Raw genomic sequence first — 25,084 nt, 5'->3', positions numbered from 1 at the left:
GCATTAGGTCTAATATTACACCACTCCGCGAGCTTTTTCTTCGCGTGTATAGCCTTTGGGACCTTCGTCTCGGTTAAGCCCTTCTCGTCTGCCAAGATAATGAACCATCCACAAATAGGTTGCAGGTGCCGCCAAGGTAGATGAGAACGCTCCTAAGCCCAAGCCAATGGTCAAAACGGCTGCGAAGCTCTTAATCACTCCGCCTGCAAAAATCCAAAGCGAGATCGAAGAAAACAGCACCGTCAGCGATGTGTTAATCGTTCGGCTCATCGTGTCATTAATAGCCTTGTTCACACAATCGCGAATGGTATTTTCAGCTAGTTTAGAACGATCTCCTGGGGGAAGCGTCTCTCGAATCCGATCGTACACCACAATCGTATTGTTAATGGACACCCCAACCACGGTTAAGAGGGCAGCAACCGATGGCAAGTCAAACTCGTAGCGTCCTAAAACAAAAACGAGAAATGCGCCGAAGGTATCCTGAATCAGGCATACCACCGCACCCGGAGCAAAAAACAAATCAAAGCGAATGGCAATGTAAATCAAAATCGCCAAAATCGCGTAAAAAACCGCCAAGGCCCCATCGGTTCGAAGCTGCTTTGACACCTGGCTATCCACAAACTCTACCCGGCGCACTTCTACTTTACCAAAGGCAGCCGTCAAAGCTTCAGCCACTTTGTCGGATACGCCCATGAACAGCACGTTGTATTCAACCCAATTGTTTTGAGAATCCTCATGCAGGATCGAGCGGGTGCGAAATCCACTGTGAGCGGCAAGAATGGCTGTCAACTTCTCTTCTTGCGCCTTTTGATCATTCGCCGATGGCAACCGGATTAAAAGCCGATCCTGGCTATTGGGATGAGCCTGGACACTTGCCGAATTCAGTTGCCCCACCAACAAATTTTCTATGCGCTTAACATCGTCTTCTGAGAACGTATCCATACGCTCCACGCGAATCAGCATTTCATAGCTGTCTTTGGCCCCATAAGCTTGGACCTGATTTTTACCGTAACCAAGTTCTTCCAAAACTTTTCGTATTTCGTCTGCATGAACCGGCTTGGAAAATTGGACCTGCATCTCCATGCCACCACTGAAGTCGATACCCCAGTTAAGACCTGTGGTCCAAACCCCAGCGATAGCAATAATCGGAACTAGAGCGGCAATCAGCAAAGAAGCCCGAAAAAAGCGAATGAAATTAACTTCCGTTTTCGGATCAAAAAAACGAAACATTCGGTGGTTCATATGGACAGCTCCTTCGGATTGTTCGCGGTGACCATGTCAAAGAAAATTCGAGTAATAAAAACGGCTGTGAAAATCGATAGGACAGTCCCAATGATCAACATGGTGGCAAAATTCTGAACGGGACCCGTTCCAAATTCCCACAGAACCAGACCTGCAATAAAAGAGGTCACATGGGAGTCAAATACCGCTGTAAATGCAGAGCGATAGCCGGTCGCAACCGCCTCTCGTGGCATTTTTCCACGCCTGAGTTCTTCTCGAATGCGCTCGTTAATGATCACGTTGGCGTCTACCGCAATGCCAAAGGTGAGCAGAAGACCCGCGATCCCTGGAAGTGTGACGGTAGCTCCCAGCCAAGCCAAAGCCGCCAGCATTAGGATTAAGTTGTAGATAACCGCTACGACCGAGAAAAATCCAGAGATTCGATAATAGAAAATCATGAGTAAAATCACGAGTACGCTGCCAACTAAAAACGCCATCTGGCCTTTTTGAATCGAATCTGCCCCCAACGAAGGACCCACGCTTCGTTCTTCTCGGAAAGTGACGGGGGCTGGTAAAGCGCCGGATTTGAGGACCAGAGTCAGCTGATTCGCATCTTTCAATGTTTCCTCATGCGTTCGCCCTCCTCCCAGGGTAATGCTGGCTCTCCCACTCGGGATTCGTGTATTAAACACCGGCGCACTATCGACTCGTTCTTCCAGAACAATGGCCATTCGGTTACCAATGTTGGATCCTGAAAGTTCATCAAATACGCGCGCTCCCCCTGCACTAAAGGTCATCGAGACAGCCGGTCTCGAATCCATCTCTCCAGCTTGAGAAACTTGCGCATCGATCAATTCCTCACCGGTCAAGGCAACTTTGCGGTCAAGCGTGTAAGTCCTCAGGTAACTGGGTCCTAAAGAACCAAACTTGATCACGTTTTCTGCTGGGATTTTGCCTTTTAAATAGCTTTTGACGCTTTCTAGCTTCTCCTCAGGAAACTGCAAAAAGATATCTTTGCCTTGGCTTCCATTCGGGCGCCCATAAGAGCTTGTGATCATCTGCACACCTTCAGGCAGGTCTTTGAGCTCTTTCAAGAATTCTGTCTTATCATCGACCATCTGAAATTCGAGCTGAGCGGTACGACCGATCAAACTTTTGGCTTCTTCTGGATTATCAAATCCCGGGAGCTGAATTTGGATTTTATCGCTTCCACGTTTGGAAATACTGGGTTCTGTGACCCCCATCTTGTCGATACGCGTTCGAATGGTGTTGATGGTCTGATCCACCGCATCCCGTCGAACGGACGAGACTAAAGTCGGATCCAATTCGAACTGGGCTTGGGCGTCCGTCTGAGAAACCAGTCGGAGCTCTTGAAACTTTTTCGAAACGAATTCAGTGAAGGTGTCACGCTCCGAAGTACTCGCAAAGGTTCCCAATAGTTCTGCACTGATATCTGAGAAAGCCATCTTTTGTTCTTTCGCATAATCTTTTAGCCTCTCCGCAGTTCGAGCGGCCCGGTCTTTCAGAGCTTTCTCGACATCCACCCCCAAGACCATGTGAACACCACCTTGCAAATCGAGTCCGGGCACGATGTGCGTATCGATACTCCAAGCCGGCAACATTTTGGCAAAAGCGTGTTTATCGCGTCGAACTTCTCTCAGCTGCGATTCATCTAAACGAAAATAGACCAAAGTGGGTATGAGCAAATAAATCGCACTTCCCAACAAAATCCCCGAAAAAAGAAGCCGTGTTTTCCAACTTTCAAACATATAGAATCCAATACCTCAGGTTAGGCGGCCATTAAGCCTTGTACAGCGTGCTTGAGGACTTTCACCTTGTTTTTGTCCATGAGCTCTAAAACAAGGTATTTGTCTTCTACTGAAAAAATGCGCCCGCAGATACCACTGTTCAGGACCACTTCGTCGCCTTTTTTGAGCGAGGCAATCAGCTCCTGATGTTTCTTTTGCTGTTTTTGCTGAGGACGGATCAAGATAAAATACATAATCGCAAACATGCCGCCAAACATGAACAACATGGAAACAATCCCACCGCCATCGGCACCACTTTGACCAAACAGTTCGGACATCGCAAAAATCCTCTCTTTCGAAAAAAACCATTATGACACTAATTGAAATTCGAGTAAAGCGATAGAGCTCTCCTCACGAAACCTTGCGCCTCTCCTTGAACCATAGAAAGAGATTCCTTTTTTTGCCAATCAGTGGCTTGCCACTCGTTTGAATCAGGAATAAAGACCCTTCATTGCGGTTTCACAATGAACTTATTTTTTGAGCCAACGGTACTAGCCACTGAAACTCATTGGGAGTCCGTACGAAGATGCGCTAAAATCATCTTGGAGCGCTTCAATTTCAATAACTTCTACTACTACCGAATCACGAACGATGGAAATTTTTTCCTCTACGACGACAATACCGACGTGATACGATTCCTGGGCGATCAAGATTTTCATTTAAAGCACGTCTACTATTGCCATCCAAGATACCGAAAAAGCGAGCTAAAAATAGAAATTACGAGAGAGAATCCATTCTTAGTTCAAATGGAAGAGACCCGCCGTTTTTTCGAACAATCTGAGTTCAACTTATTTTTCCAAATCTCCCAAAAATCGGAAACTGCGGTGGATGAATTCGGATTTCACTCAGACAATGCCACCGACACCCAGGCCCGCTTTATTTTAAATCACGTCGGCGAACTCAAGCTCTTTCTCAACTGGTTTCTCAAGTCGCATTCTCGGATGTTTGACTTCTTGCGAGAAAGCGCCTTGCACCTGCCCAGTATTTTAGGCGATACCTTCTACGAAAATCGTATCTTAGGGCTTGACCCAGATAGCCAAATCCGGGCTCTCATTCTCAAAGACCTTGGGTTTGAATTTGCCGATAACTTGAGTTCAGGAGAGCAAGAAGTATTGCGCTTGACCAAAAAAGGTTACACACCGGCTCAGATTGGTTCCAGAGTATTTCGTTCGAAGCGTTCGATTGAACATCGCATCGAGTCTCTTAAGAGCAAATTGAGCTGCGACTCGAAAGTCGAACTCATTGAGCGATGCGAGCAATTAGAGCTAGCCGGTTATCTTTAGCGGCTTCTTTCACATACCGAGAGGCCATCGCAATGCTGCGATCAAGCGAGTAAGCGCCTAAACAGGCCGCACTGCAAATGGATCGACCGTAAGGTACACAGAAAGAAAGACAGTTCATCGTTACTCGATTTCGAAGCGAATCTGATTTTTCTTCCATCAGAGTCAACAAAGCAACGATCAAAAAGTAGATGCAAAAACTTTTCGGATTCAACGATTCCATCGCAAGCCTCCCTTGCATGAGAACCGTTATAGCCTACTGAGTTTTGATCTCCAGGGTATGGTATACCCAAAAAGATCACCCATAAAAGATTCGGGAAATGTCGTTAAACAAAGCGAGAGCCATCAGGCTCAGCAACAGAGCAAGGCCCAATTGCATGGCTCTTTGCCTGAGAGTCGGAGAGATCGGTTTACGCAAAATCGCTTCGAGCCCAAACAAAACCAAATACCCTCCGTCTAAAACCGGGATCGGAAGCAGATTGAGCAAACCCAGATTCACGCTAATCAATGCCATGAGTTGCAAATAATACTTCCAGCCTTGGTCTGCTGCCTGGCTTGCCGCATTCATAATCATCAAAGGCCCTCCCAATTCCTTGGCCGGGACTTCCAGTTTCATCAACATCCACAACGACTGCACCGTCATTTCTACTAAAACATAGGTGGATTGAACCGCATTCTGCGCGGCCTTCCAAGGACCGACAAAAACCGAACGATAGGCAATCGGTTCCGCCAATTGAGCTCCTATCCTTCCAATTGATTCGTTTTTCTTCAGTCGGTTCGGATTCGGTTCACGTTCTGGAACAACCTCTAACTGAATCCGCCCTCCAGCACGTTCTACTTCGAACAACAAGCTCTGTTCTGGATGCGCCGAAACGATCTGAACCATCTCCAAAAAGCTTTGAATCGGTTGTTGATTGATCGATTTGACTTCATCGCCTGGCAAAAGTCCGGATCGCTCTGCTGCGTGTTCGGGCGAGATTATCCCGATAATTGGCCGAGGAATTTGTTGAGTTCCAATGCCGATCGCAAAAAATAGAATGATCGGCAACACAAGATTGAAAAAGGGCCCAGCGAAAGCAATCAGCGACTTCTTCCATAGAACTTGACCTAGGAAACTTCTCGCCTGGTCCTCAGGAGACAGCTCTTCATCCTGGGTTTCACCCAACATTTTGACGTATCCGCCCAAAGGAATCAGGCTAAGACAGTATTCCGTATCTCTCCAACGTCGCTTGATTAATTTGGGACCAAATCCAACGGAAAAGGTCTCGACCTTCACACCAAACCACTTCGCTACCAAAAAATGCCCCAGCTCATGAATGATTACCAAGGCGCACAAGAGAAGAATGCCCGCAAATAGTCCCATATTTCCTTCTTATACCTTGAACAGCAAAAATTGCCAATCCACTCGCAAGTTATCCAAGAAGAACAACAGATTTTTTGATACCTCATTTTGACCAATTGAGGGTACTTGAGAAGAGACGGACCTTAGATCCCTAAAAAATAGCATCGCCTGAACCGCTAGCTGTGAGTTTGGTTCAGCACCTCTATCGACCTATGGCAAGCTGACTTAAACGTATCTTTCCCACAAGCTGCCGCCTCAGAGCCTATTTCGAACCCTGCTGCCTTCCGTTTTCTTTTCGGTTCCCGTCAAAATAAATTATGGCGTTTAGACGCGCTGTCATGAATTGGGTTCTCAATTACTTCCGTAAACTTTGGAGCTTATTGCCAATTTTATAAAAATAAAAAGTAAAAATCCCGTCTTCAACGCACGCACCGAACATAGTAAGTATTGCTGATGCTAACCGTGAAGACGCCGCCATTACCGAAATCCACGCCCCACGCACCGGACGGGGACGCGCACGAATAAGGCGTTGATGTCCAAAACCAGGCCTGAGGCGTGCCTGGAAAAACCGTCGTGTTGATAGTCGGACCCGGGTATGCCACGTGAACATCCAGAAGCGTTGACAATTCTTTGACATTGGGAAGACGCCAGCTCAAACCGTCGAGGTTTAAACCCGCACAATAAGCTTGCGCTGCACCCCAGTTGTAATTCCCTGAAACCGTTCGTTGCCAGATCAAGCCCGTTACGGTGTCCAGAACTTGTGTGCTATTAAAGGTATAACGATCTACCTCTCGAACCGCCGACGAGGGTCGCACACAACGCGTAAAGCCGCTCGCAGGCACTGAAGTACAACCACCATAACCCTGGCTGCAAACGAGGCCTGCGTAATAGGCACCGCTCCCATAACTCACCCACCAGGCACTGCCAGGGTAACCCTGCAAAGCGTCTGAGGACCAATAGTAACTGCTGGTTTGAGTGCCTGGGAAAAAGTCCGGATCCACACTCGGCCCAGCGCAACTGATCGTATAATCCGCCAAGGTCTGAAGTTCCACGTGCGTGGGCAAACGCCAGTCTCCAAACCCAGACTCAAACAAATTAGCACAATAAGCCTGCGCAGCCGTCCAATTGCCTGCAGGCGCACTTTCTACTTTTTGCCACTGCAAACCCGTCATTTGATCCGTGATAACTCCTGGAACCGATTCAAGGTAGCGGCCCGTTTGATTGGCGCTGTCTTGATAGACACCGGTTGTCACTTGCCAATTTGCCCACTCGGGATTGTAAACCTGAGGAGAGCGCACACAACGAACATAGCCAGCAGGGCTCAAACCATTGAAGATGACGTAACCACAGTCAAAACCAACCAACCACGCGTTAGATGAAGACACACACGAATAAGGCGTTGAGGTCCAAAAGCCGCTCTGCGGTGTACTCGGAAAAACCGTCGTATTGATCGTTGGACCCGGGTATGCCACACGAACATCCAGAAGCGTCGATAATTCTTTGACATTCGGAAGGCGCCAGCTCAAACCATCCAGATTCAAACCCGCACAATAAGCTTGCGCCGCACCCCAGTTGTAAGTTCCGGAAACCGTTCGTTGCCAAATCAAGCCCGTCACCGTGTCCAGTACCTGGGTGCTATTAAAGGCATAACGATTCACCTCTCGAACCGCCGATGAGGATCGCACACAACGGGCAAAGCCGCTCGCAGGCGCTGAAGAACAACCGCTATAGCCCTGACTGCAAACGAGACCCGCGTAATAAGCACCGCTGCCGTAACTTACCCACCAAGCACTCCCAGGGTAACCCTGCAAAGCGTCGGAGGACCAATAGTAACTGCTGGTTTGCGTGCCTGGGAAAAAACCCAGATCCACACTGGGCCCAGCGCAACTGATCGTATAATCCACCAAGGTCTGAAGTTCCACGTGCGTGGGCAAACGCCAGTCTCCAAACCCAGACTCAAACAAATCTGTGCAATAGGCCTGGGCAGCAATCCAATTGCCCGCAGATGCACTCCCTACCTTTTGCCACTGCAAACCCGTCATCTGATCCGTGATAACCCCCGGAACGGATTCAAAATAGCGGCCCGTTTGATTGGCATTATCTCGATAAACACCCGTTGTCACTTGCCAATCCGCCCACTCAGGGTTCCAAACCACGGGAGCACTGGGACTCAGGCTTGAACTGAACGATGGGTACTGGGTAGAACTCAAAGTTTGAGAATGAGACAAGCTCTCGCTCGTGCACGGAACAGTGCTCCCACTCAAAGAATGCGACAGATTAGCCGATTCTGTTGCAACCGAATGGCTTGGAGTCAATGATTCAGTGGCAGTTGAGCTAAACGACACGCTCCTGCTCGACAATAAACTCTCTGTAAAACTACTCGTTGGGCCAACAGAATCCGTGGTGCTATTCATCGGGCTTGCGGAATCTGTGCCGGTTTGAGTGTTGCGGCCACTCATGGAATTTGATTGTGTCACAGATTGTGAAAGCGTCGGTGGCAATTTATCATACAACCAATACATCACCTGCGGATGTTGCACAGGCGCCAGACCCACGACAATGCGCGTCTGGAGAATATTGCTCTTGTGTAACTGCGCCAAATAACCCACTGGAAACCGTTGCTCGGCTTCGCAAGATGTCGAAATTGCTTGAACCTCTTCAAATTGCGCATCACACACAACCTCATCAATTTCGGCATCGAAAAACACAGAGCAATTTGAGCTAAAAGGCTTCTTACAACAACCCGGTAAGGCTTGAAGATGAGGCCCAATGAGAGACCATAATCCCCTCATGGCATTTTGTGTCACAAGCTCTTTGGATAAAGAGCTCGTTTGATTCTTAAGCTGCGTCAGATTTGAAAACTGTTGACTCAGAACTTCGGAGAAGCCTTCTCGAAGCACAAAACCCGCTTGAACCGGTAAAGACAGCAATAACAGCCAGGAGCACAAATACCGATTCATCGTTCACACCCCTTCTCATGGGGGCGAAGTTGAATCAAGTATATATTATTAAATTCAAATATGAAACAGTTAAAATGACTATATTTACCCCCCCCCCACCCCGACGCAGGCAAGGATACAAACGAACGCTCAAATCGGAAGCAATTCTCTCGATACACTCTAAGTGCTCTCCCTAAACGCGACAACCACTATTTCATCCTATGACTCGCACGAAATTGCGCTCCCATCAAGGACCAGCGCTTACCAAGAAACGACTTGACATCTACAGCAGCGATGTCTTCCTCAAGAACTTCATGCAACGTATCTTTCCCAGAAGCTAACGAGCCAGTGCCTATTTCGGGCCCTACTGCCTTCCATTTTCTTTATTAAAAGGTCAAAAGTCAAAGGATCAACATCCCATCCTCAACGCGCGCAACGGACACAGTAAGAAGAGCTCATATCATTGAAGGCGACGTAGCCATTATCGAAAAAGACCGCCCAGGCGTTGGATGAGGAACACGTATAAAGCGTTGATGTCCAAAAGCCGCCCTGCGGTGTACTCGGAAAAGCCGTCGTATTGATCGTCGGACCCGGAGATGCCATGCGAACATCCAGAAGCGTCGATAGCTCTTTGACATTCGGAAGGCGCCAGCTCAAACCGTCCAGATTTAAACCCGTACAATAAGCCTGCGCTGCACTCCAGCTGTAAGTTCCGGAAACCATCCGTTGCCAAATTAAGCCCGTCACGGTGTCCAGCACCTGGGTGCTGTTGAAGGCATAACGATCCTCCTCTCGTTCTGCCGACGAAGGTCGCACACAACGGGCAAAACCGCTCGCGGGCACCGAAGGACAAGCGACGCCATAGCCCTGGCTGCAAACAAGGCCCGCGTAATAGGCACCGGTGCCGTAACTCACCCACCAAGCACTTCCAGGGTAACCCTGCAAAGCGTCGGAGGACCAATAGTAACTGCTGGTTTGAGTACCTGGGAAAAAATCCTGATCCACGCTGGGACCAGTGCAACTGATCGTATAATCCACCAAAGTCTGAAGTTCTACGTGCGTGGGCAAGCGCCAGTCTCCAAACCCAGACTCAAACAAATTAGCACAATAGGCTTGCGCAGCCGTCCAATTGCCAGCAGGCGCACTCACTACTTTCTGCCACTGCAAACCCGTCATTTGATCCGTGATAACTCCTGGAACCGATTCAAGGTAGCGGCCCGTTTGATTAGCGTTGTCTCGATAGACGCCCGTTGTCACTTGCCAATTCGCCCACTCGGGATTGTAAACCTGAGGAGAGCGCACACAACGAACATAGTCAAAAGTGCCCATGCCAGTGTAGGACACAGAACCATAGATGAAATCGACCAGCCACGCGACGGATGAAGACGCACACGAACAAGGCGTTGATGTCCAAAACCCAGCCTGAGGTGTACTCGGAAAAGCCGTCGTATTGATCGTCGGACCCGGAGATGCTATGCGAACATCCAGAAGCGTCGATAACTCTTTAACATTCGGAAGACGCCAGATCAAACCGTCCAGATTCAAACCCGCACAATAAGCCTGCGCTGCACCCCAGTTATAAGTTCCAGAAACCGTTCGCTGCCAAATCAAGCCCGTTACGGTGTCCAGAACCTGCGTGCTATTAAAGGTGTAACGATCTATCTCTCGATCTGCCAACGAGGGTCGCACACAACGGGCAAAGCCGCTCGCAGGCACTGAAGAACAAGCACCATAACCCTGGCTGCAAACGAGGCCTGCGTAATAGGCACCACTACTACCGTAGCTCACCCACCAAGCACTGCCAGGGTAACCCTGTAAAGCGTCCGAGGACCAATAGTAACTGCTGGTTTGAGCGCCTGGGAAAAAATTCAGATCCACGCTGGGACCAGCGCAATCCATCGTATAATCCACCAAAGTCTGAAGTTCCACGTGCGCGGGCAAACGCCAATCCCCAAACCCAGACTCAAACAAATTAGCGCAATAGGCCTGCGCAGCCGTCCAATTACCCGCAGGCGCACTCCCTACTTTTTGCCACTGCAAACCCGTCATTTGATCCGTGATAACTCCTGGAACCGATTCAAGGTAGCGGCCCGTTTGATTGGCGTTGTCTTGATAGACACCGGTCGTTATCTGCCAATTTGCCCACTCGGGGTTCCAAACCACAGGAGCACTTGGGCTTATCGTAAAATTCAAAGAGGTAGACTCAGTAGGGCTCAAGGTTTGGCTGAGTATTGGCCCTGTCTCTGAAACGCTCGCAGACGCGGTGCACGTTGGCATCCGATCGAACAAACGAACGGCATAAGATTCGGAGGATAACGACGTCTTACGCGTCCAATCAGCGTAAAAACTCACCAGCAAAATCGCGCTTTCGGTAATTTGATGCTCATATTCCAAAGGAAGTAAGGAACTCTGTCCGCAACTCTCGGGTCTCACCAAAGCAGTCGTGGAGTTGATCTCGCACAAAACCTGCTCGATGTGAGTGTTCATGAAAATGGAACAATTGGCTACAAACTGGCCCGTATAATCTGGCATCGCTTGAATCGCCGGAGTTAGCTCGGCAAACAAGGCCTTCAATCCGGTCGAGAACCATTGTTTTTGCTGGGCGGCAGGCAATGTCTGGTTCGAAACAAGCTGGGTTAGTGCCTGATTCGCCACGGCATTCGTTACCTGGCTTTGATTAAGCCAGGCAGCAACAGCGGTTTGTCCCCAAATTAAGAATACCAGCAGCTTTGCTTGCCTAAAGCACCGTGCTTGGGTTTTTAGATTTTTCTTAATCGCCATTCGCAATGACTACCGCAGGATAGGAACCGAGAAAAGACTTTACGGTGGAGGCAAGACTCATCGAGAATATGCGTTAGGGCTATCCTTGCTGGCCACTGGTCTCCAATAGGATTTGCGAAACATGAAAATTTAAAGCTATGATTGCGCCTGCCATGACCGATTTACCATTCCCCGACCTTCATGGGTTGATTCTCTTGCTGAGTTTTCTCGTAACCCTCGTCAAGAGCTCGCTCTACAGCGTAGCTTTTATCCTCCTGATCATGCCATTGGTTGGACAACCACTTTTGATCTTTCCTGCCGCTTTTCTATTGGGAGTGTCTTGGCTCATTCCGGATGACCCTCAGAGATTCAGAAAAAGACGGTTCCGGCTGGGGAAATTTCTGCGCGCTCTGACTCTGCTTTTTGCCGCCTGGGAAATGAGGCATCTGGATTTCGCAAGCACTTCGCTGCCCACCTACTCCGTTCCGTCTTTCTCCAATCTGACTTGGATCCTACCCGTAGCTATTTTGGCAACTTTCACCGTCGCCTTTCTGTTCTCACGTCACCATGTTCGTTGAAATCAGTCTTATCCTGTTAGGCCTGCTTGGGCTCTTGGTTCGAAGAAATCTATTCGCAATTGCATTGGCTTTCATGCTTACTTTTGCTGGAATCGCTTGCATTTTAACGGAGAACAAGGCTCTGGATATCGCCTGGCTCTTGTCGATTGTCTTCGGTTTACAGATCACGCTGTTTGGAGTTTTAATCACATTTCTTTGGCGCCATCATGGGACTCTTCACATGGACGAAATCAAGGAATATGGAAACTGAGTGAACGCTCTTTACCTGATTTGGATCACGATCCCGAATATGCTCTTTTCGATCGCGCGAGCGGCACTACGCCCCTTTTTCGATGCCAATGCTCAAAAATCTCTTTTCTGGGCCCTGCTAAGCTTCGTTCTATGGACTCTATACTATGTCCGAGCTTGAACCTTTCTCTTTGCTCTGCGGATTTGCCTTCGTGCATATCAGTATTTTGCTTTTCGTCATTGCCATGCGCGGCGGGCTCTACAAAGTCAGCATCTCTTACGAAGCGTTCATCTATTTTCTCGTGATTGATCTCTGTGCCTATTTTGCCTATTTCGCTCGTACTTCATGGGCGTACTGGATCATTCTCTTGCCTGCTCTGGCACGCATGTGGTTTATTTTGGCAGCTCCGCACGTTCGAAGCTTACTCTTTGAATGCCCTACTTCGATTCAAGTTTTGACTTTCGCAACCATGACTCCCGTTGGACTCGCCTGGCTTATGCAAGTCCCGTCCCCATGCCCTCACCCCGAATTGCTCCAATGGCTCGTTGGCTTTTCTTGCATCTTGGCCTTCATTCATTCTCTCTCCACCCAAAGTAGGCAAGAGCGATTTGTTTACCTTTTTATGATGCAAAGCCCCGCTTACGCTTTTCTGATTCTAACAACCCATCAGCCCAGTAAAACGCTTCTAGGTCTTTGCTTAACGCTGCTATCGCTTTTAAATCTTTGCCTGGGGCTCGTGTTCGCAACCCGAAAATGGATCTCGCTGGTTCACAACTCCGTCCTTGCTATCTTGCTTTTTACGCTGGCTTTTCTCCTATGATCTCATCGTTTTTAATCGAATTTTTTACCTTAAGCTCACAATGGAACCATTCGATCTTGCTCTGCGCTTTGAGCATTTTGGGAATCCTCACGCTGATAACGACAGCCGTCAGTCTGCGAAACGCGCAATTTCAGAGCTTTGAACCCTACTTTCTACTGGGTTTGGCGCAGCTCTTACTCTTTAAGCTTTGCCAAGCCAGCGATCTTTTGTCTTTTACCTGCATGGGTTCGGTTCTGAATATTGCCTGGATCGGGCTCACTTATTTTCGCAATCACGGCAAACGAGTTGCTGAAATCGCCATCAAACTAAGCTTCCTATCGCTTTCTCAGTTTTGCTTTCTCTCTTTCATTCTGGCTTGGGCTACTCAGCACGGCTATTCCTTGCAATTTTCAGAACTCACGAAGCAAAGCGATGGATTTTTAGAGATTTCCCTCTTGATGGCTGCGCTATTTTGGATTGGAGCTTCTCCATTTGTCTTGCGCTTCGTAGACACGCTCGACGGCGCTCCCTCATTCGCCAGCATCCACTTTTTTGCGGGTTCTTTAATCTCGGGAGGGCCTTTGCTGCAAGTCCTTTGTGCCAACAAAACAGACCCGCGCTTGACGATTCCATTAACCGCATTTGGGTTTGCATCGCTCATCTTACCTGCTTTTGCGGCTCTGGATCAAACGCGTATCGATCGGCTTGTTTCTTTCTTGCTCACCACGCAAAGCGGAATATTGATTTTAACCGCGCTCCATGCCCCTCACATGCTGCCCATCTTCTACTTGCAAATTGCGTTCTCAGTCCCAGGAGCCATTATGGGCCTGCATTTCTGGAAACATCGGCGACAATCGGATAAAAATTGGGAAGATTTGGCAGGAGCAGGACAAAAGCACCCGTGGATCTCCTTTGCCTGGTTGTCCATTCTCAGTTCCATTGGCGGTCTTCCCTTTACAGTAGGATTTTCATTCTACGAGGCTTTCACCCAGAAAGCTCTCGCAGAATCGAAGATTTGGTTCATCGCCTTATCCATCGCAGCGATCGTGCTAGCGATGACCCCGATCGCTCGCTTGGCCGCTTTCATGTTCTGCAAACCAACCCGTCATGAACTCATCAAGCATCATCAACCGAGACAGACCGCGTTGATTGTCTTTTGTTCAGTCGCGTTACTCCTCACGAAAGCGTTCACGCTGATGTTGTTGAGAGAGCCTTCATTTCTTTTTAGGCTTGGAAACGGATAAAGGATGAAGCCCGTTATAACGCTCGGTCACCGTATGGGTCAGATCCAATCCAGGTTGGATATAAAGGACGGTTGCCTCGCTTTTGTTTAAAATGAGGGTATAGCCCTCTTTTTTGGCGATATCTTCGACAATTGGGTTCATTTTTTTCAGAATGGTGCCCATGACTTCCTGCTGACGCTTGACCATATCTTGTTGCATGGTTGCGTAGAGCTGCTGTGCCTCCGCGACTTCTTGTTGAAACTCCATGGCTTTTTGTTGCCGTGCTTCTTCTGTCAGTGTGATCGCTTGAGTTTGAATTTGGTCTTGCAGCTTCTTTAACTTGTTCTGTCTTTTATCTAAAAGATCCTGCTTTTTTTTGAATTCGCCTTGGAGCTTGGTTTTCGCCTCTTTCCCCTCTTCCACTTCATTGATTGCTCTCTCGAGGTCTACGACTCCAATTTTTTGCTCCGCCTGCAAGACCCAAGACAACAACAGGGTTCCTAAGACAAAAATACGCATTTCAGACTCCTTTTAAATCCACTAACATTCAGGTCTCCGATTGCCTAGTCTGAAAGAACAGCTTATCCTGCAAGACACTGTGAAAATCGTTGTTGCACTTTCGGGAGGAGTTGATTCCTCGGTTGCTGCGTTGCTTTTAAAAGAGCAAGGTCATGAGGTTATTGGTGTATCGCTTCGTTTAGCTCCTGACGATCATGGCTCTCTTGAGAAGCGTGAAGGTCGATGTTGCTCAATCGACGACATGACGGATGCACGGCAGATTTGCGATCGACTTCAGATCCCATTCTACGCCATCGACTCCCGCGAGCGCTTCAAAGAAATCGTTTTTGAACCCTTTGTAAAAGCTTATCGATCCGGGCAGACCCCCATTCCTTGCCTCGCTTGCAATCACGAAGTCAAGTTCGGCGATCTCTACCAAACAGCCAAAGCCTTAGGAGCCTCGCTAGCCACCGGTCACTACGCTAAAATCGTGACCTATCAGGGCCATAAAACTTTATCCCGTCCGCTGGATCGTTCCCGAGACCAAACCTATTATCTCTACGGCACCGATCCGGAAGTCATTCAGCACCTTCACCTGCCTTTAGCCGATCTTCCTAAACCCCAAGTTCGGGCACTGGCCCAGAAAATGGGCCTCAAAGTTCACGACAAACCCGATAGCCACGAAATCTGCTTTGTTCCCGACGGAGACCATGCCAAGGTGGTTGAAAATGCCTCCGGACCCATGCCCACAGGAGAAATGCGTCGATCGGATGGTCAACACATTCAAAATCACTCCGGCATTCATCACTTTACCATTGGCCAACGTCGTGGAATCGGGATCGGGCTTGGCGAGCGAAGCTATGTCGTAGACCTGGATCCAACCGAACAAATCGTGACGCTGGGACCGAAGTCTGCGTTAGCTTGTTCCAAGGTGAGTGCAAGCCCCATCAAAGCCATCGTGCCAACCGCTGATTGGCCCAAGGAAGTGTGGGTGCAAATTCGTTCGAGGCACGAGCCGCAGCGCGCCCATTGGTCGATCGATCCCAATGGTGAGTTGGTCTTCGAATTTTTCGAGCCGGCTCATGCGATAGCACTTGGACAAGCAGCCGTTGCATACGATGGCGATGTCCTTCTAGGAGGCGGTATCCTCACGGGACGGCTCGATGGAAAGTTCGCCCGAAAATCGATTCTGCCCACTAACCCAGCAAAGCAATCGTCTTCAGAAATTGCTCCAGAAGCTGCACGGAGTCGGCTTCCAACTTCCTCAGAGTCATGAAAAGAGCCAAGAACATCATCGAAAGCCCCCCTACCGCAGTGGCTGGCATCGCCAAGAAATACGCATTAATTTGAGGAGCCATGCGGTTGATCAGACCGAAGGCCAGGTTGGTGATCAAACAAACTGCCACGACCGGCAATGAAAGCGATACGGCTATCTGAAATACGCCTCCCAAAAGCAGCGTAAACTCTTCGAAGAAAGGCCCAATGCCACTGGAGAATGGGGGAAACCGATTCACAGGCAGCAAATAAAAACTCTCGACCAACCCATCAAAAAAAACCTCCTGCAATCCACAGGCCAAGAAAAGGATAAGAGCCAGCTGATAATTCAGATCCCCTAAAGGAGAACTGCGTTCTGCTAACTCTGGAACCATTAACTGGATTTGGTTGGTCCCTCGAACTGTATCCATGATCTGCCCTGCCATCTCAGCAGCATCGAAAATCTGGGTCACTACAAATCCGATGACAAAGCCAACAAACGCTTCTTTCAGCAATAACATCGTAAAAGGCAGCCAAGTGCTGGGCAATTCGCCCTGCATCTGAGAAACAGCGAGCGGCCAAAATAAAATAGCCAACAGAATCGCCATTCCGATTTGAACCGACCCTGGAGCATTCTTTGAGCCTAAAAACGGGACCCAAGTCACCAAGATCATCATCCGTGTGGCAATGAGTGCAAGCAGCAGGAGTTCTGGCATCGATTAACCCAAGGGCATATTCGCAAATTCACTCAGGCATTTTGTCGCAAAGCGAATCATCAAGCCGCCGATCCAACTCCCTGAGACCGCCATGGCGACGTACACAAAGACCATTTTAGGGGCAAAGCTTAGGGTTTGTTCCTGAATTTGAGTGACCGCGGAAAAGAGAGCCACTGCCAAGCCAATGACCAGGCTGGCAACAATCGATGGAGCTGAAATTAAAATGGTCAGCAAAATCGCTTCATTCGTCATTTGAGCCACGTAGGCCGCGACGTTCATAGCGGATAACCTAACACAAGGCCTTTGCTAATCAGGTGCCAACCATCCACCATCACAAACAGCAGCAGTTTAAAAGGAAGACTGATCATCGTAGGCGCCAGCATCTGCATGCCTAACGCCATCAGAATATTCGACACAGCCATATCGATCACCATAAACGGCAGAAAGATCATGAACCCTATTTGAAAGGCCTTGGTCAGCTCTGTAATCACAAAAGCGGGCACTAAGATGATGTAATCGTTCATGGACAAAGAGGGTCTGTCTTCCGCTTTGCGAATCTTCTGAGCGATTCGATAGAACATTTGAAGATTTTTTTCGGATGCTTGCGTTTTAAGAAAGTGCTTTATGGGTTCTTCGGACACTTGAACCGCTTTCAAAAGCATATCCACGTTGGCTTTGTCGAAAAATTCGCTGCTTCGATAGTTCATGTAGCGCTCGGATTTTCGATAAACATCAAGCCCCACCGGGTGCATCACATAGACCGTCAATAGAATAGAAAGCCCTGTGATCACCGTGTTGGGAGGCGCTTGCTGCATCCCAATGGCCTGTCGCGTAATGGACAACACGACTGCCATTTTCACAAAGCTGGTCACCATCATCCCCACAAAAGGCAACAGCGACAGAGCCACCAAGCCCATCATCAGCAACAAAGGCTTCGAAGCAATTCCCGCTCCAGACGCAAGGCTGCTGACCTCATTCAGATGGATGGATTGAGCCCACAGATTCTGTGAAAACCCAATCGTGAGAGTCAGAGACTTCCAAATACAGGAACGCATGTTCCACTAAAACACAAAAGACTCGATGCTTTAATCCGCTAATCGACTTTGGATAGCTCACAGACGATCGACAGGGTTCCTTCTCCCGATGCGAGAACAAATTCACGGCCCCGCACTTCAACCAAGTAAAGAGATTTCTTTGGCTCTAAATACAGGCGCTCTCGCAAAAGCAACTCCTGAGAGCCTTGATTCTTCAAAAGCATCTTCCCCAGGCCTTTGTTGAGCAACAAGTAAGCCAGAGCCAGCACCGCCGCCAGCATTGCTGCGACTTGCAAAAATCCCCACAAGAGCTCCACGTTAACTCCTGGGTTCCAGGAGCGACAAGATCTTCACGCCGAGCTGGCCTTCAATTTCGACCAATTCTCCTTGACCCATCAGCTGTCCTGCGACCATCAACTGAACCGGATCGCTTATTTTCTGAGCCAGCTCAAGCGTTTGACCTGCTTTGAGTTCACCGATTTGTTGAAAAGTCATCCACTTTCGAGCCAGCTCAATCGTCACTTGAACAGATAAATTTTCAACCTTATTTTCAGCCATGAACCCTCCTAAGCGTCAGTGAGTAGTTTTGTACGTCCGCGTTTTTTTGCACACTGGCGGTGAGCTGAATGGGCAAATCAGCACATCGACCTTGCACATTTTCCAGCGAAAGCTCTTCCAACACTAAAATATCACCGATTTCTAAATCGATGTATTCTTTGCCAGAAATCGAAATCGAACCCAGCTCAATCACCAGTTGAGTTTTGGCTAAATGACAAATGGCTTTGCCTCTTTCCAAGGCCTCTGTTTCAGGAATTACAGCAAAAAACGCCTGAGGAATCCAAATTCGAGCGAAAGACTTTCGATCTTCACACTTCATTTCACACACAACAGCCACCATCGCTGCATCGATCGGCCTGGCCGAATGCGCCACAACCATCGATTCGCCCAAGGCTTGGCTCACTTTCGAGAGCAAATAATCTAGAATTCCTTGTTCTAAAGCAGACAGTTCCGGGTCTAAGCCGACAGGTGTTTCGAATCGATCAATCGCACGATAAGCACAGCATTGCGCGAATTCGGTCTCAAGCTCCAAAAAGAAGGTGATGTTCCGCACAGGCCATGAAATCGGAATCACCTGACCGACTGGTTCGAAGGCCTGAACGGCTGAGCCTTGTTTAAAATCGATTGAGAATCTTGCTTTCAATAGCTCAGACAAAACCTCAGCGGCCTTGTTGGGCCAAGAACCCAGCTCGTTCAAAAAATCAGCGTTGCCTACCTGCCAATTCGAAACTTCGACCTGGCTCTTTGAAACACTCGGCAAGCGAATCGGCATGCTATTAATCAAGCACAGAAGCAGCAGGAGTCGACATGAGAGACAAAAGAATGTTGGTGATCATGAATACCGCCGCCGCTGCAAACGTGATTTTTGCCAGCAGGGTGTTCGCACCGCGTCCACCGAAAGCAGTATCCGAACCTGCCCCACCTAACGCTGCGCTCGCTCCGCCTTTGTTTCCGGGCTGGAGCAGCACAACTCCAATCATAAAGATCGCGACAATAACTTGGAGGGTAATCATGAAAGCGAGCATAAGGCTACCTATACTTCAAGCCAAAGCGAAGCACAACTGTTCCCAGAAACTAATTGCTCAAAAGCAACTTGGTTCCAATCGCAAATAAGAGAATCGCAAATGCTTTGGTCAAAATCTTGATGGGCAAGTGAATCGCCCAACGAACCCCGAGATAGGCCCCGATAAACATACCAGCCGAGATCAAAAGCCCAAGTCGAATGTTTTCGCCCGTGATTTTGCCCGCTTTGTAATACTCAAGCACTCCCAAAAAGCCAACCGGCAGCAAAAGAGCGACCAAGGAAGTGCCCGTAGCCATCATCTGGGAATAGCGCAATACAAAAACCAGACTTGGGACCAGGATCACTCCTCCGCCGACGCCGAAAATGCCCGAGCAAACTCCAGCAACAATCCCAATCAGAAACATCCAAAACCATTCCATCCAGCCTTTATCAACCGATGCGTTCAAGAATTAAATAGCCTTTGGAGAATTCTTTTAAGGAAACAAACGATTCACGGCCCAAGATCCCGCAGAGTTTCGACAGTAACGAAACCGGTCATGCAACCGGCTTTCTTGCCCTTGCCAGAACTCCAATGAGTTGGGTTTCAAGGCATAGCCTCCCCAATGCGGAGGTCTCGGAACCTCTTTACCTTCAAAGCGACGAGCATAGCTTTGAACGCTCTTTTCCAAAATTGAGCGTTCCAGTAAAATCTCACTTTGATGCGAAGCCCAAACACTGAGCTGAGAACCCCTTGGCCGAGTTTTAAAATAAGCGTCGGATTGTGCAGGCTCTATTTTGAAGAGCGAGCCCCGAACTCGGATTTGCTTCTCCATCGAGGCCCACCAAAAAACCAGGGCAGCCTGTGAATGAACATGAATCTGCCGCCCTTTCGAGCTCAAATAATTCGTAAAAAAAACAAAGCTTTCTTCTCGGACCTCTTTGAGCAAGACAACACGAGCGTCCGGAATTCCATCTTCGTCTACCGTCGCCAAAGTCATGCCTTCGGGAACCAAAACCCCCGCTTGCTCTGCTTCATGAAACCAGCTTTTGAATTGCTCTATCGGGTTTGTGCTGAACATGGTGTTTGACATAACACAGTTCACAGGGACTGTTCGCTTCGATTGGACTTTAGTATGCTCGGATCCGATTCTTATGTTTCAAAACAAAAAAATTTTGCTTGGCGTTACAGGAAGCATCGCTGCTTACAAAGCGCCTGAATTGATGCGAAGCCTTCAGAAAAAAGGGGCTTTCGCGACAGCGATGGCGACGAAAGCGGCTCGCGAATTCGTCAGCGAACGCACCTTGCAGATTCTTGGGAATTGGGGATGTGAATGCTCAACCCACCCGCTCAATCACGTGAAACTTGCAGCTGAAGCCGATTTGCTTCTCGTGGCTCCCGCAAGCGCCAATACCATTGCCAAAATGGCACAGGGCTTAGCCGATGAGCCTTTGCTACAAACCTATCTGTCTTTCACGGGACCGGTGATCGTTGCACCCGCCATGGAATCCAACATGTGGAGGCACCCAGCCACTCAATCAAACCTCCGAATCCTGCAAGAACGAGGCGTTTACATAGTTGAACCAGAGCGAGGTTTTCTCGCTTCTGGAGCCGAAGGGCTTGGGCGTTTGGCGGAGTTCGATCGAATTCATGAAGCGATTGCATCCGCATTTTCCCCTCAAGACTACTTGGGTTTGACCGTGCTGGTAACGGCAGGCCCCACCCTTGAGCCGATCGATCCGGTTCGTTTTCTCAGCAATCGCTCCTCGGGAAAAATGGGTATTGCTTTAGCACGCGCGCTTGCCATGCGAGGAGCCCTGGTCAAGTTGGTGCACGGCCCCTTGTCCATCCCAGTCCCTAAATCTCTAGAAGCCTACCCCGTTGAAAATGCCAGCAGCATGCAAGAAAGGGTTTTGGCCCTCAGCAATCAGTGCCAAATCGCCATCCTATGCGCGGCGGTGGCGGATTATGGACCCGCAGTTTATTCGGCCCAAAAGATTAAAAAGAATCTATCTGAAAAATACTCCCTAGCATTGATTCCAAATTCAGATATCTTGAAAACTCTGGGGCATCAAACGAATCGACCTTTTTTGGTTGGTTTTGCAGCCGAAAGTTCGAGTTTGGAAGGCTACGCGCAAGAAAAGTTGCGTGGCAAGAATTGTGATCTGATTTGTGCCAATCGCATCGGTCAGGAAGATTTTGGTATCGGCTCGAATTTGAATGAAGTATCGATTTACAATCGAGCTGGGCTTGTGTGCGCTCTGGAAAAGCAAGATAAGAATGCGGTTGCCAATCGTATTTTGGATGTCATTTTAACGGAGCAAAAAAATGTTTAATACTTTCGGATTCTCAGAAACCCTTTTAAAAGCGATCGCACGAGCAGGCTTTGAAAAACCCAGCCCGATCCAGGAACAAGCCATCCCTTTGGTCATGGCCGGTCGCGATCTCATCGGCCAAGCCAAAACAGGAACCGGCAAGACCGCTGCCTTTGGTTTACCAGCGCTTGAAAAAATCGATCCCCATTCTTCCTCCACTCAATTGCTGGTTTTGACGCCAACTCGAGAGCTCTGCACGCAAGTGTGCGAAGAAATTCAGCGATTCGGTCGGACTCAAGGAATCCGATGTGTACCCATTTACGGTGGAAGTTCTTACGCACGTCAAATTGACTCCGTCAAACAAGGAGCGCATGTGATTGTAGCCACACCGGGTCGCTTGTTGGATTTGATGAATAGCCGACGCATTCCCAAACTAAAACCCACGATGGTCGTCTTGGATGAAGCAGATGAAATGCTCGACATGGGTTTCTTAGAAGATATCCAAGCCATCTTCGAACACATTCCCAAAGAGCGCCAGACCTTGCTTTTTTCGGCAACCATGCCCTCTTTGATTCAAAAGCTGGCGAAAAAGATTTTAAATAACCCCGAAGTGGTCACCACCAACTCTGGCAAAGAAATCACCAATCAAAACATTGAGCAGCTCGCATTTTTGATTGAAGAATCCGAAAGAGAAGACGCTCTGGTTCGATTGATCGATGCCTATCGACCCTTTAAATCGATCGTGTTTTGCCGAACAAAAGCCGATGTGGACGCCCTGCAACAAAGTTTGGTCTCAGACGGACACGCTTCGGCGGCTTTGCACGGTGATATCGAGCAACGGCAGCGCGAACGCGTGACTGCGGCGTTTCGAGAAGGACGCATTCAAGTTTTGATTGCAACCGATGTGGCCGCTAGAGGACTGAATATTACCGACGTCTCTCATGTTTTTAACTACCATCTTCCAGGCTCCAGCGAGACCTACGTTCATCGAATCGGACGAACCGCTCGTGCAGGCAAAAGCGGTGTTTCCTTGAGTTTGGTGGTTCCGAAGGAAGCAGGCCGTGTGCGCCAAATTGAACAATGCACGGGCAGTCGCATTGCCATGAAATTCGTACCGAGCTTGCAAGAAGTCAAACAAGGTCGGTTGTCAGAACTGGTGACGAAGCTGGAAGCCCAACCCACTTCCAAAGAAGCACGTCTGTTTTTAGAGAAACTGGAAGATAAGTCCAACCTGGAAGAAACGCTGCTGAAGCTTTTATCGCTTTACTTAAGCCAAATGCCCATCGCGGGTCCAGAAAAGATTGGCTTAAATCCAGAGCGTCTTTCAAAATCCGAATCCGAAAAACCGGAACGCTCACGAGGCAAACGTTTCTTCAACAAAAGCAATCCGCGTTTCGGAAATCGAGCCAAATCTAATCGTTCGCACTAATATCATGAGGCATGCACTGCGATCGTGATCTGAGCGCCTTACTTTTTCAGTTTCGAGTTTTGTCCTTAGCAAAGGATCGAAGCCTGCCTCTTTTAGAGAGGCTTCGATACCTTTGCATTTGCAGCAACAATCTGGATGAATTTTTTGAGATTCGCATGGCGAGCTTAAAAGAAAAAATTCGAAACAAGTTGCTTCCGAATCCTTTGTTGGAAGAGCTCGTAGCCCAAACGCGTCAATTAGTCTTAGAGCAGTACGAGATTTTGAACCAAGAATTGCTCCCAGCACTCAAGTCCGAGCAGATTCAGCTGAAAAACAAATCGGATTGGAACCCCAAGCAGCGTGCCTGGCTCAAGTCTTTCTTTCAAACCCAGCTGCTGCCCGTCTTAAGCCCCATTGGTCTTGATCCAGCACACCCGTTTCCCTTGCTTGCCAACAAAAGCCTCAATTTTATTGTTTCGCTCAAAGGCCAAGATGCATTTGGGCGCAGACTGGAGATGGCGGTGGTTCCGGCTCCCAAATCCTTGCCGCGCTTGGTGCAGATCGGCGGCGAAGGGAAGGAGATCGTGTCCCTGGAGCAGATGATTCGCGCTCACATGTCCGCTCTCTTTCCCCATCTAAAGGTCGTGAATTCGTACCAGTTTCGAGTGACTCGCAACAGCAATCTGTCGGTGGATGAAGAAGAAGCGGATGACCTCTTACAGAGCTTAGAAGGTGAGCTGACCTCGAGGCGATACGGGAACGCGGTTCGATTGGAAATTGAAGAAAGCTGCCCGGATCGTTTGGTTCAGTTTCTATCCAACCACTTTGAGCTCCAAGAAGAAGATATCTACCGCATCAAAGGACCCGTCAATCTCGTTCGGCTGACGGCTCTTTACGATTGGGTTGACCGGCCCGATCTCAAGTTTCCAGCCTTGATCGCTCAACCCGTTTCAATCACCTTTCAAAGCTTAAAAAAGGCAGATAGGGCACTCTTGCACCCTTTCGAATCGTTTGCTTCGGTTTGCGATTTTTTAAAACAAGCGGCACGCGATCCGCATGTGTTGGTGATCAAGCAAACCCTTTATCGGACCGGTTCAGATTCTGTGATTGTGGATCATTTGGTTGAAGCAGCGAATGCCGGCAAAGAAGTAACCGTCGTGATTGAGCTGCGAGCCCGTTTCGACGAAGAAGCCAACATTCAACTCGCCAGCCGACTTCAAGAAGCGGGAGCCCACGTCGTCTATGGCATTGTCGGTTATAAGACACATGCCAAGATGCTGTTGGTGGTTCGAAGGGAAAAGGGTCGTTTGCGGCGCTACGTCCACCTGGGCACAGGCAATTACCACCCCAAGACCGGGAAGCTGTACGTTGATTACAGCTTCTTCACCACCCACGCACAAATTTGCGAGGATGTTCATCAAATCTTTTTGCAGTTAACAGGTCTCTCGAAACGAGGTCCTTTGCAAAAGTGTCTGGAGGCGCCGTTTTCTCTGAAATCGGGTTTGCTGGAGAAAATTGAACGCGAAAGGATCAACGCGAAAAATGGCCTGAAAGCCGGCATCAAAGCCAAACTCAATGCGCTGGCAGACCACGATATGATGCACGCTCTTCATCATGCAGCGGAGGCTGGCGTGTCGATTGAGTTGACTGTTCGAGGAATTTGCTGTTTAAAACCCGGACCCAATTTAAAAATTTATTCCGTCTTGGGACGATTCTTAGAACACAGTCGCGTTTTCTACTTCGAAAATAACGGCCAGTCCGAGTTATTTCTATCGAGCGCCGATTGGATGTCTCGAAACTTGGTACAACGTGTGGAAATAGCCTGGCCGATCGAGTCTCCGGAATTGAAAGCTCGAATTTTAAAAGAGACTTTCGAAATTTATTTAGAAGAAAGCCGATTTCGCTTTGAACTTCAAGAAGACGGAACTTACATCGCTAGCGATCTGATCAAGGGCTCGACAGGCGCGCAAAATCGGCTGCTGGATGCGTACAGAGCGCTTGTTGCGCCGGTCTCCGAACCGGAGCAGCTCCATCAAGGTGCTTTGGGAATCCGACCGCAATTCTGCCAATGAAAGCGGATGCAGACGCAAATAGTGGTAGCGTCCCTGCATGCTCTCATAT

Annotated in this window: 25 protein-coding genes; 8 read left to right on the top strand and 17 right to left on the bottom strand. The window is 48.8% G+C overall.

Annotated elements, in window-relative coordinates; genetic code table 11:
• Positions 1–15: 15 nt before the first annotated feature.
• From secF to yajC, 3 genes are read right to left on the bottom strand one after another with little or no spacing between them, the layout of a single operon-like run.
• A complete protein-coding gene (gene secF, locus I8H75_01140) occupies positions 16–1,242 on the bottom strand; it encodes a protein translocase subunit SecF (protein ID MBH2005946.1) in 1,227 nt (408 codons plus the stop codon).
• Positions 1,239–2,990, bottom strand: coding sequence for a protein translocase subunit SecD (gene secD, locus I8H75_01135; protein ID MBH2005945.1), 1,752 nt, complete (start codon positions 2,988–2,990; stop codon positions 1,239–1,241). The genes secF and secD overlap by 4 nt, the downstream gene beginning before the upstream one ends.
• A gap of 20 nt (positions 2,991–3,010) precedes the next feature.
• The gene (gene yajC, locus I8H75_01130; protein ID MBH2005944.1) at positions 3,011–3,307 is read right to left on the bottom strand and encodes a preprotein translocase subunit YajC; all 297 of its coding nucleotides are present in this window, start codon (positions 3,305–3,307) and stop codon (positions 3,011–3,013) included.
• Positions 3,308–3,493: 186 nt separating this feature from the next.
• Here yajC and I8H75_01125 point away from each other — a divergent pair, with 186 nt between their 5' ends.
• Entirely contained in the window at positions 3,494–4,312 is an 819-nt protein-coding gene (locus I8H75_01125) for a hypothetical protein (GenBank protein MBH2005943.1), read from the top strand.
• Here the strand turns inward: I8H75_01125 and I8H75_01120 are convergent.
• The 4 genes from I8H75_01120 to I8H75_01105 form a co-directional block, all read right to left on the bottom strand.
• Positions 4,269–4,532, bottom strand: coding sequence for a hypothetical protein (locus I8H75_01120; GenBank protein MBH2005942.1), 264 nt, complete (start codon positions 4,530–4,532; stop codon positions 4,269–4,271). The genes I8H75_01125 and I8H75_01120 overlap by 44 nt on opposite strands.
• A 75-nt stretch (positions 4,533–4,607) precedes the next feature.
• Complete coding sequence (rseP, locus tag I8H75_01115) at positions 4,608–5,672, bottom strand: RIP metalloprotease RseP (protein MBH2005941.1); 1,065 nt, start codon at positions 5,670–5,672, stop codon at positions 4,608–4,610.
• 398 nt (positions 5,673–6,070) lie between these two features.
• Positions 6,071–8,611: a DUF1566 domain-containing protein gene (locus I8H75_01110; GenBank protein MBH2005940.1), complete on the bottom strand. Its 2,541-nt coding sequence runs from the start codon at positions 8,609–8,611 to the stop codon at positions 6,071–6,073.
• Positions 8,612–9,013: 402 nt separating this feature from the next.
• Positions 9,014–11,371: a DUF1566 domain-containing protein gene (locus tag I8H75_01105; GenBank protein ID MBH2005939.1), complete on the bottom strand. Its 2,358-nt coding sequence runs from the start codon at positions 11,369–11,371 to the stop codon at positions 9,014–9,016.
• A 546-nt stretch (positions 11,372–11,917) separates the two neighbouring features.
• Here I8H75_01105 and I8H75_01100 point away from each other — a divergent pair.
• From I8H75_01100 to I8H75_01090, 3 genes are all read left to right on the top strand, one after another.
• Complete coding sequence (locus I8H75_01100; protein MBH2005938.1) at positions 11,918–12,178, top strand: hypothetical protein; 261 nt, start codon at positions 11,918–11,920, stop codon at positions 12,176–12,178.
• Between the two features lie 190 nt (positions 12,179–12,368).
• Complete coding sequence (locus I8H75_01095) at positions 12,369–12,977, top strand: hypothetical protein (GenBank protein MBH2005937.1); 609 nt, start codon at positions 12,369–12,371, stop codon at positions 12,975–12,977.
• Entirely contained in the window at positions 12,974–14,200 is a 1,227-nt protein-coding gene (locus tag I8H75_01090) for a hypothetical protein (GenBank protein ID MBH2005936.1), read from the top strand. The genes I8H75_01095 and I8H75_01090 overlap by 4 nt, the downstream gene beginning before the upstream one ends.
• Here I8H75_01090 and I8H75_01085 read toward each other — a convergent pair.
• Entirely contained in the window at positions 14,171–14,698 is a 528-nt protein-coding gene (locus I8H75_01085) for an OmpH family outer membrane protein (protein MBH2005935.1), read from the bottom strand. The genes I8H75_01090 and I8H75_01085 overlap by 30 nt on opposite strands.
• 79 nt (positions 14,699–14,777) lie before the next feature.
• Between I8H75_01085 and mnmA the strand changes: the two genes are divergently transcribed.
• Positions 14,778–15,953 (top strand): tRNA 2-thiouridine(34) synthase MnmA, encoded by a 1,176-nt coding sequence (gene mnmA, locus I8H75_01080; GenBank protein ID MBH2005934.1) that lies wholly within the window; start codon positions 14,778–14,780, stop codon positions 15,951–15,953.
• Here the strand turns inward: mnmA and I8H75_01075 are convergent.
• From I8H75_01075 to pdxH, 9 genes are all read right to left on the bottom strand, one after another.
• Entirely contained in the window at positions 15,874–16,647 is a 774-nt protein-coding gene (locus I8H75_01075) for a flagellar biosynthetic protein FliR (GenBank protein ID MBH2005933.1), read from the bottom strand. The genes mnmA and I8H75_01075 overlap by 80 nt on opposite strands.
• Before the next feature lie 3 nt (positions 16,648–16,650).
• The gene (sctS, locus tag I8H75_01070) at positions 16,651–16,926 is read right to left on the bottom strand and encodes a type III secretion system export apparatus subunit SctS (GenBank protein MBH2005932.1); all 276 of its coding nucleotides are present in this window, start codon (positions 16,924–16,926) and stop codon (positions 16,651–16,653) included.
• A complete protein-coding gene (sctR, locus tag I8H75_01065; GenBank protein ID MBH2005931.1) occupies positions 16,923–17,702 on the bottom strand; it encodes a type III secretion system export apparatus subunit SctR in 780 nt (259 codons plus the stop codon). The genes sctS and sctR overlap by 4 nt, the downstream gene beginning before the upstream one ends.
• Before the next feature lie 38 nt (positions 17,703–17,740).
• Positions 17,741–17,998, bottom strand: coding sequence for a flagellar biosynthetic protein FliO (locus I8H75_01060; GenBank protein MBH2005930.1), 258 nt, complete (start codon positions 17,996–17,998; stop codon positions 17,741–17,743).
• A gap of 1 nt (position 17,999) precedes the next feature.
• A complete protein-coding gene (locus I8H75_01055; GenBank protein MBH2005929.1) occupies positions 18,000–18,239 on the bottom strand; it encodes a FliM/FliN family flagellar motor switch protein in 240 nt (79 codons plus the stop codon).
• Complete coding sequence (locus I8H75_01050; GenBank protein ID MBH2005928.1) at positions 18,232–19,011, bottom strand: hypothetical protein; 780 nt, start codon at positions 19,009–19,011, stop codon at positions 18,232–18,234. The genes I8H75_01055 and I8H75_01050 overlap by 8 nt, the downstream gene beginning before the upstream one ends.
• Before the next feature lie 4 nt (positions 19,012–19,015).
• Positions 19,016–19,252, bottom strand: coding sequence for a preprotein translocase subunit SecG (gene secG / locus I8H75_01045; protein MBH2005927.1), 237 nt, complete (start codon positions 19,250–19,252; stop codon positions 19,016–19,018).
• A 61-nt stretch (positions 19,253–19,313) separates the two neighbouring features.
• Entirely contained in the window at positions 19,314–19,709 is a 396-nt protein-coding gene (locus tag I8H75_01040; GenBank protein ID MBH2005926.1) for a sulfite exporter TauE/SafE family protein, read from the bottom strand.
• A gap of 27 nt (positions 19,710–19,736) precedes the next feature.
• Entirely contained in the window at positions 19,737–20,333 is a 597-nt protein-coding gene (gene pdxH / locus I8H75_01035) for a pyridoxamine 5'-phosphate oxidase (GenBank protein MBH2005925.1), read from the bottom strand.
• A gap of 61 nt (positions 20,334–20,394) precedes the next feature.
• Between pdxH and coaBC the strand changes: the two genes are divergently transcribed.
• Genes coaBC through ppk1 form a run of 3 tightly spaced genes read left to right on the top strand, consistent with a single transcriptional unit; the run spans position 20,395 to position 25,035 of the window.
• Entirely contained in the window at positions 20,395–21,576 is a 1,182-nt protein-coding gene (coaBC, locus tag I8H75_01030; GenBank protein ID MBH2005924.1) for a bifunctional phosphopantothenoylcysteine decarboxylase/phosphopantothenate--cysteine ligase CoaBC, read from the top strand.
• Complete coding sequence (locus tag I8H75_01025) at positions 21,569–22,984, top strand: DEAD/DEAH box helicase (GenBank protein ID MBH2005923.1); 1,416 nt, start codon at positions 21,569–21,571, stop codon at positions 22,982–22,984. Before coaBC ends, I8H75_01025 begins: the two co-directional genes overlap by 8 nt.
• Before the next feature lie 11 nt (positions 22,985–22,995).
• A complete protein-coding gene (gene ppk1, locus I8H75_01020) occupies positions 22,996–25,035 on the top strand; it encodes a polyphosphate kinase 1 (protein MBH2005922.1) in 2,040 nt (679 codons plus the stop codon).
• The last annotated feature ends 49 nt before the right edge of the window (positions 25,036–25,084 follow it).

The organism is Myxococcaceae bacterium, from assembly GCA_016000045.1.
Classification (GTDB): domain Bacteria; phylum Myxococcota; class UBA727; order UBA727; family JABDBI01; genus AER2-1.
The sequence above is the reverse complement of the archived record's forward strand: the minus strand, read 5'-3'. Positions and strand labels throughout refer to the sequence as shown.